Origin of the sequence: Nocardia tenerifensis NBRC 101015 (assembly GCF_000308715.1) — a bacterium.
Taxonomy (GTDB): domain Bacteria; phylum Actinomycetota; class Actinomycetes; order Mycobacteriales; family Mycobacteriaceae; genus Nocardia; species Nocardia tenerifensis.
The window spans coordinates 24,746-31,815 of record NZ_BAGH01000592.1 but is presented as its reverse complement, the minus strand read 5'-3'; the positions used below and the strand labels follow the sequence as shown (position 1 = coordinate 31,815).

Annotated in this window: 7 protein-coding genes and 1 pseudogene; 4 read left to right on the top strand and 4 right to left on the bottom strand. The window is 61.6% G+C overall.

What is annotated here, in order from left to right; genetic code table 11:
• From ON39_RS50280 to ON39_RS39890, 4 genes and pseudogenes are all read left to right on the top strand, one after another.
• Window positions 1-628, top strand: a 628-nt coding sequence (locus tag ON39_RS50280; protein ID WP_218006201.1) for a zinc ribbon domain-containing protein, incomplete at its 5' end; no start/stop codon positions are given.
• Window positions 629-643: 15 nt separating this feature from the next.
• Window positions 644-871 (top strand): annotated as a pseudogene (locus tag ON39_RS47900) (2OG-Fe dioxygenase family protein); the annotation flags it as partial.
• 60 nt (window positions 872-931) lie between these two features.
• Window positions 932-1,237: a transposase gene (locus tag ON39_RS39895; protein ID WP_040742002.1), complete on the top strand. Its 306-nt coding sequence runs from the start codon at window positions 932-934 to the stop codon at window positions 1,235-1,237.
• Between the two features lie 2 nt (window positions 1,238-1,239).
• The gene (locus ON39_RS39890) at window positions 1,240-2,127 is read left to right on the top strand and encodes an IS3 family transposase (protein ID WP_040742007.1); all 888 of its coding nucleotides are present in this window, start codon (window positions 1,240-1,242) and stop codon (window positions 2,125-2,127) included.
• Window positions 2,128-2,409: 282 nt separating this feature from the next.
• On the opposite strand, the gene ON39_RS49350 is transcribed toward ON39_RS39890, so the two are convergent.
• From ON39_RS49350 to ON39_RS39880, 4 genes are all read right to left on the bottom strand, one after another.
• On the bottom strand, window positions 2,410-2,802 hold the full coding sequence (locus tag ON39_RS49350; RefSeq protein WP_146251452.1) for a hypothetical protein: 393 nt from the start codon (window positions 2,800-2,802) through the stop codon (window positions 2,410-2,412).
• A gap of 54 nt (window positions 2,803-2,856) precedes the next feature.
• Entirely contained in the window at window positions 2,857-3,270 is a 414-nt protein-coding gene (locus ON39_RS49345; protein ID WP_157195614.1) for a hypothetical protein, read from the bottom strand.
• A 134-nt stretch (window positions 3,271-3,404) separates the two neighbouring features.
• Window positions 3,405-3,890 carry a DUF6301 family protein gene (locus ON39_RS39885; protein WP_040742001.1) on the bottom strand — a complete coding sequence of 162 codons (486 nt, stop codon included), beginning with the start codon at window positions 3,888-3,890 and terminating at the stop codon, window positions 3,405-3,407.
• A 64-nt stretch (window positions 3,891-3,954) separates the two neighbouring features.
• The gene (locus ON39_RS39880; RefSeq protein WP_040742000.1) at window positions 3,955-6,963 is read right to left on the bottom strand and encodes a hypothetical protein; all 3,009 of its coding nucleotides are present in this window, start codon (window positions 6,961-6,963) and stop codon (window positions 3,955-3,957) included.
• Window positions 6,964-7,070: the final 107 nt, after the last annotated feature.

Sequence of the window (7,070 nt, the reverse complement as noted above, 5' to 3'; positions counted from 1 at the left end):
GTACACGGGCACTCAGAGTTACAGCGCCATCTCTGCCCTCACTGCAGAGATCACGGTCGGGATGGCCCAGGACTATGCGCGAGAACTGGCAAAGCTCAGCCACATAGTTCCGATTTTTGTCCTTATGAAACATGTTTGGATCCCCATCGCGGTCTCGGCGACCGAACGACGAAGGCTGCGTACGTCGGAAGACTGTGACCACGAATGCTGGCTCGGCGGCATACGAAGGTTCTATGCGGTGGACGGGTCGCCATCTACCACCAGTTGCTCGCGTCGTCGTATACTGCGCGGTTCTTTCGTTGCAACCCAGGAGGTTTCGGTGCTCATCTACGGCTGGCAGCGGCAGCTTCACACGCTCGCCACACTCACGGCCTACTGCGGCACCTGCCGGTGTAGCGGCCCGCACGGATTGCGCAAGTTCGTCACCAAGTTCTCACTGTTCTTCATCCCCCTCTTCGCCGTGAGCAACGAGCACTACCTGGAATGCCCAGTCTGCGGGGTGCGGTCGACCGTCCCGCCTCGCGACATCCCAAATCTCGTGGCACAAGCCAGCATCCAGCCCTCGCCGGGCGAGATGATCCGAACCCTGCCACGTACCGCGGAGCCGGCCTGGCCTGATCTGCCGTAGTGGCCTGCACCGGAGTGCCGCCACCGCGACGGCGTCGCACTGGTCTCGTCGCTGCTGATTGCTCGCCGCAATGCGACCAGAGGCGAGACCACGGTGTTCGGTCTCGACGACCGGCGGCCTTTGCCGACCGCGACCTTGGACGAGTCAGGAACATTGTTGCGCGGCAACGAGCGGCGCGCGTCGCACGATGTGTCCTGGGGGTGCGCCCTACAGGCGGCCTACCGCGATGTCCTGGTGATCTGAGGTTTCCCGCTTCCTCGGAGGGCTCTGACTGTGGTCCGATAGGGCCGGAAGGAGTCATTCGTGGCAGCACCGAAGAAGTACCCTGATGAATTGAAGGCTCGGGCCGTGCGGCTGTATCGGGAGTCCGATCCCAAGCCGACGATCCGCAAGCTCGCCGCCCAGCTCGGGGTGCATCACGAGGCGTTGCGGAACTGGATCCGCCAAGCCGAGGCCGACGCCGGTGAACGTGATGACCGGCCGAGCACCGACATGGCCGCCGAGAACCGTGCGTTGAAGAAGCGGGTGGCCGAGCTGGAGCGGGTCAACGAGATATTGCGTTCTGCGAGTGCGTATTTCGCCTCGGAGCTCGGCCCGACCCGGCAGTGATCATGCGGTTCATCGAACTGAACAGCCAGCACCCGGTCGAGCTCCTACTGCGGGTCCTGGGCATCGCGTCCTCGACCTATTACGAGTGGAAGAAACGCGCCGCGCAGCCATCGGATCGTCATGTCGAGGACGAGAGGCTGCTGGCTGAGATCGTCGACATTCACGCCAGTTCCGGCGGCACTTATGGGTCGCCGAGAGTGCATGCGATTTTGCGGCGCAGAGGGATTCGAGTCGGCGGCAAACGTGTCGAACGATTGATGCGCGCCTCGCAGCTGCAGGGCGCGTTCCTGCGCAAGAAGTGGCGGCTCGGCTCGACCCGTCAGGATCCACGGGCCAGGCCCGCACCGGACCTGGTCGAACGCGACTTCACCGCCGAGGAACCGAACCGGTTGTGGGTGGCCGATGCCACCCGTATTCCGTGCGGACAGGGCGCGTTATGGTTGGCGGCGGTGCGGGACGCGTTCTCCAACAGGATCGTCGGCCCGAAGATCTCCGATCGCTGCGACACCGAGTTGGCGCTCGGGGCGATGGAATATGCGGTCTGGAGCCGGGAGATCCGCGACGGCCGGTTGATCCATCACAGCGACCGCGGCTCGACCTACACGGCCATCCGGTTCGCTAATCGGTTTGCCGACAACGGGATCGCGCAATCGATGGGCTCGGTCGGAGACAGTTTCGACAATGCGTTGATGGAGAACTTCTTCTCCACCCTCAAGACCGAGCTGGTCTATCGGCGGAGCTGGCGCACCCGCGACGAGGCCGAGAACGCCCTGTTCGCTTACATCGACGGGTGGTACAACTCCCAGCGCATCCAGAAGAAGCTCGGCTGGCGATCACCGGACGAGTTCGAAGCCGGTTACCATCAACAGGTTCCAGTCGGAACCAGATAATCCGCTCTCCGGATTAGCGGGGGAACCTCAATCCCATTGGCGTTGATCTGATCGACCTGCCCAACACGCGGTTACCGACACGAGCGCAAGTTGGAAAGCCTTGCCAGCCAACCCATATGGACGGCTATCCAACGCGCACGCCGCAGCATGTCAGTGAATGATGTCCTCGCCGAGGGCGCGTAGGACATCGGCAAGCCACGCCAAGTGGTGCGCCCTGGCTTGATTCCGGACCATGCCCTCAATATCAACGTGCACGGGCTGATCCGAACCGCAGCGAATCGATCAGCGTTCAGGGATTTGAAGCGATGGATAGAAATCAATATCGTCCCAATCGTCGTCAAACGCTTCGAGCATCCACTCGTACGCCCGCTCTCCGCGCATATCCCGAGCTAGCTTATGGTCCGCGCGCCGATGTTCGATTTCTTCTTTAAGCCACAACCATCTATACCTGTACGCAAAATAACGCAGAATTTCTCCACCGGCTGGGCACTCGCCGGAGTTCAGTATCCATATAATTGCCGCTTGGATCGCGGGGTCGTTGGCTGCCCCGTCGACCACTTGGGAAATCTTAGCGAGTAGCGGGTCGGCCGCGAGAGTGGAATTCTCAACGAGAATCGCTCGACCAGTCACAGCAAATTGGGACTTCAATTCACCCTCGATTCGATTCTCGTTCATTGTTCCTCCAATATTGCGCCAGCTGCCCTGGCCGCACTAGTAGGCAGCTCGATGCTAGCCGGAGCCATTTGATGCGCGGCCTCCAGTTTGCAGCGATGGATAGAAATCAGCATCGTCCCAATCGTCGTCAAACGCTTCCAGCACCCACTCATATACTCGCTCTCCACGAAGGTCTCGAACCGACCTCCGATCCGCCCTCTTGCGTTCGACTTCTTCTTTGAGCCAGGGCCATTGATACCGGTGCGCGAAATAACGTACGACTTCGCCGCCCGCTGGACAATCACCCGAATCCAACGCCCACATTATTGCGGCCTGAATCACAGACTGATCGTCGATGGAATCGATCATCAGCGAAATCTGCTCCAGCAGCGGGTCGGCCACGGCAGTGAAATTCTCGACGGAATACGTTATACCAACCGCACTCAAGCGAGATTTCAATTCATTAACAGCCTGAGAGCCAGCCATCATTCTCCAATATGTTGCGCAGTCTCGGCACCCACCCGAACAACTCACCCCAGCCCGGCCACCCACGCGACCGAATCCTCATCGATCGACACAACGGAAGACGCTACCGCACAACATAACTACGTGCGGCTGGAGTACTAGTCCTCGTCCAGCGGTTCGGGCTCATCCATCCGAGCTTGGTATTTTGGACTTTTTAAATACAAGTGGAGCGCGCCGAAGCTCTGGCCCAAGGCGATCGTGATTTCTGGCAGATCCCATCGGACGTTTGCTTCAACTCCAGGTTCGAAACGCGCGGGCGCGCCGAATAATGCAGTTAGTTCTGCGCTGATATCCGCGAATCCCTCGTCTAACACCGGCCGTACCTCCGACATCGGTGTGTCGTCCTCTGCCAGGTCGGTGACGAAGGCGATGAAGTAGTCCATCCGGCGGTTGCGTCCGTACATGATCGCTTCCGGTCGACTGACCTCCAAGTCAGTCTGTATCGAGGCGCCGAGGTCATCCGATTCGACCATTTCCCATCCGGCCTGTGCGCAGAACGGTGAGAGGTCGTCGATGGTCCAGGACCAGTCGTATCCTGCGGCGAGACGGGCGATCCGCTTGGTGCCCTCGATGTCGACGTGCATGGGTGGATGCTACTTTCTTTGTAGGAGGGGGTTAGGCGCGCGGGGGGTCATGGCGTTGCCGGTCCTAGCGGATGTGCGCACCGTAGCCTATGACCTTCGCGGTCTCGAGCGCGGTGACGTCGCTGGCCGGTGGCTGGGGGATGGTGATGTTGATGACCATCGATTGGTCGGTTGGTTTACCGCGGTTTTCGAGCATCGGTAGCGGAATGAGCGGCACGAGGGCGGGCAGTGCGAGCCCAGCCCACATGTTCAGCTGGTTCAGGCTGGGCAGTGTCAAGTCCGCGATCCATGACGCCGATTTCGATGCTGTGCCGTCGAATGCCGGGATCTCCGCTGCGATCGGCTGGGGGGTGATGCCTGGCATCGGCATCGTGGCAACCGGTTCGAAACCGGGCTGTTTGAGGGTGAAAGCCTTCGCGGTGCCGGGGTCGACTTGGTAGACAGTGATTTTGTTGGTGCCCGGCTCGGTGTGGACAAATAGGTAATCGAACTCCTTGCCGTCCAGCATTTCCTGCGCCAGGTTCGTACCATTCGCCCGGTCATACGCCCGAAGTCGTTCCATCGCTTCGGAACCTGGTCGGAGGAACTCGTCCTGGGCGTAGGGCAGGGTCCCCTGCTCAACATTGATCCTGCTGCCATTACCGACTTCGACCGATCGGCTGCTGAAGCTGTCGGGCTTGTTACCGCCCTTGTACTCCAATAGCACAACTCGGCGATTGCCCTCTGCGTCCACCGCGATCGCGACCGAGTCGGCGGTGCCTGAATTGATGCCCCGATGGATGATCTCCATTCCGAGCACCTTCTCAGCGGCGTAATCCCCACCGATCTCACCCCGAAGCTCCGACAAACCGGCGACGGCACCCTTGTTGATGCTCAGATCATCGGCGAGTTGGCCGATCTTCTTGAGATCGGCCTGCTCATATCGGCCTTGTAGATTAGCGAGGGACCTCTCCAACTTCGAGGTTGAGAGGTCATCGATGGTGAGCGCACGGAGCGTGCCGTCTGCGTTCCTGATCGTCATTTTACGTGTGTCGATCAAGTTATTCAGCTCGATTTGGGCCTGGTTGCGGGCGGCCTTGTCGACGTTCTGTAAGTCGTTGACCTGGTCGAGCATGTGTTGTTCGTAGGCGGGCAGCCCGGTTTCGATCGTAACCAAGGGTGTGTCGTGGAGTTGGCCGCGCATGGCGATGTCGGACGGGACTTTTGCCCACGGTTCCATCGTGACTCGCCTGCCGGTGTTGGGATTCCACCAGTAGGCCCGCCCTTTCTCGTCTACTCCTTGCAGGATTCCTTCCGGCAGTCTGCGCGAGTTTTCGCCACCGCTGGCGAGGGGCCCTGCGTGGGCGCCGGGTTCGTCGCTGCGGCCGAAGCCCTTGTACCAGCCTGGTTCACGCCGGAACCTGTCACCGGGCCAGGTGAATGGTCGATAGCCGGGATCCCACGGTGGGGTGGTGTTCGGGCGTGGCGATCTCCAGGGTGAGATGGTGGGATCGCCGGGAAAGGGTCTGCCGTTGACGCTGTAGCCGGGGTCGATCAGTTCGGCCGGGTTCGGGCTCGCGCCACCGGGTTTGGCGGGTATGGCCGGGGGGTCGGGGACGAGGTAGGGCCGGGCGCCGTTGGGGACGTAGAGCGATGTTCCGGGTTGGGGGTCCCAGGGGTGGAATTGTGTTGGGGCATGGGTGGTTTCGCCGAGTTTGGCGCCGGTTCCCGTGCCGCGGGCGGCTGCTTGTGCGGCGAGTTCGGCGGCGATGGCGGCTTCGTCACCGATCTCGGGTGGGGCGATCTTGTTCCAGAGCTTGCCGGCTCCTCTGCCCAGGGGGCGAAGGACAGGACCCAGGATGGCGCTGGGGAAGAAGGTCAGCCCGGTCATCGCCGCACCAAAGGCGGCTTGGCCGATATCGCCGTTGTAGATGCCGTCGGTCAGATCGCCGAGGCCGCTGGCATCGCGCAGGAAGTTGCGGAAGTCGGTCTCGGTGAACTTGTGCGGGTCGGGAGCGACTTCGCGGGTGGGGTGGCTGGGGTCGAAGGCGTAAGCCCGAGGGGTGTTCTCGAGTTCGCGGGCCTGGGCCGGGTCCAGCAGCGGGATCCCGGCCTGATCGAGCCGCTGGCGGGCGGTAAAGGCGTTGCGCCACACCGCTTGCTGTGCCTGTGCGGGGGTGAGGCCTTCGTTGTCGATGAACCCTTGGACCAGTTTTTGCCGGTCGGGATGATCGACTGGCAGATACTGATAGCGCAGATTGACCTGGTCCTGGTCCTGTTCTTCTTTGGTGTAGACGTACTCCGGGCGGTCGAGACGCTCGCGTGCTTCTTCACGTTTGCGATCGCTGGCCTCGTCCAGGACGCCGGTGGTGGCGGCCAGCCTCAGGTCGTTGGCGATCTGGACCGGGCTGTAGCCCGGACCCGGCAGTACCAGGGCACCGTCGGAGCCACCCTGCAAGGCGGCGGGGTTCCAGTGCTGATTGAGACGTGCGGTGGCCGCTGCCCTGGCGACTTCGTCCGCGGCCAAGGCAGCGGGAGTGTAAGGGCCCTGTTTGCGGGGGCCGTTGAGCAGCGCCAGGTCCTGGTTGCGTTGTTCGGCACTGTAGGAGTCGCTGGTGGTGAACAAGCCCGCGATCTGTTCCTCGGAGTAGCCCACCGAGGGTGCCGAGACGAGAGGGTGATCCGCTCCGGGCACGATCATCGTGGCCTTGTTGCCGGTCAATCCGTTCGACAGCCGAACTTCTTCGTTGTGGATCGTGGTACCGCTGGGCAATGTCAGCGTCTGACCGTCTTTGGGTTTGCCGTTGTTGACGATCGCCAGCGTGTCGGGTAGCCCGCCGAAGGTCTGGTTCGGTTGATTCTGCTGCCGCGGATCGGTTTTCGGGTTTCCCACGGTGGCGGGATCGAGTCCGGCCGCCTGCAGCGAACTGGGCTTGTCCGGCTGGGGTTTGACAATCGTGGACAGGACAGGGTCTTGAGCGACCTTTTTCTCGTTCTCTGCGGCCGAATTCGACTGCGGTGTGGCCATTGTTGCCGGGTCCAAGCCCAGCATCTGTAGTTGATTGGGCTTGTTGTATTCCACGGTGGAATCCATTGCGGGTGAACCTCGAGAACTCTGTTGCCGAGCCGACCCGCTGTGCGGGAACAACTTCGGGCGGATACGGAAAGTGCCGCGCTTCAACCAAAGGGTTGAAGCGCGGC

What these genes read in the sequence shown, in the direction of transcription:
- ON39_RS49345 (WP_157195614.1), bottom strand. Translation starts at nt 3,270, where the DNA reads ATGATGGCTGGCTCTCAGGCTGTTAATGAATTGAAATCTCGCTTGAGT.
- ON39_RS39890 (WP_040742007.1), top strand. Translation starts at nt 1,240, where the DNA reads ATGCGGTTCATCGAACTGAACAGCCAGCACCCGGTCGAGCTCCTACTG.
- ON39_RS49350 (WP_146251452.1), bottom strand. Translation starts at nt 2,802, where the DNA reads ATGAACGAGAATCGAATCGAGGGTGAATTGAAGTCCCAATTTGCTGTG.
- ON39_RS39885 (WP_040742001.1), bottom strand. Translation starts at nt 3,890, where the DNA reads ATGCACGTCGACATCGAGGGCACCAAGCGGATCGCCCGTCTCGCCGCA.
- ON39_RS39880 (WP_040742000.1), bottom strand. Translation starts at nt 6,963, where the DNA reads ATGGATTCCACCGTGGAATACAACAAGCCCAATCAACTACAGATGCTG.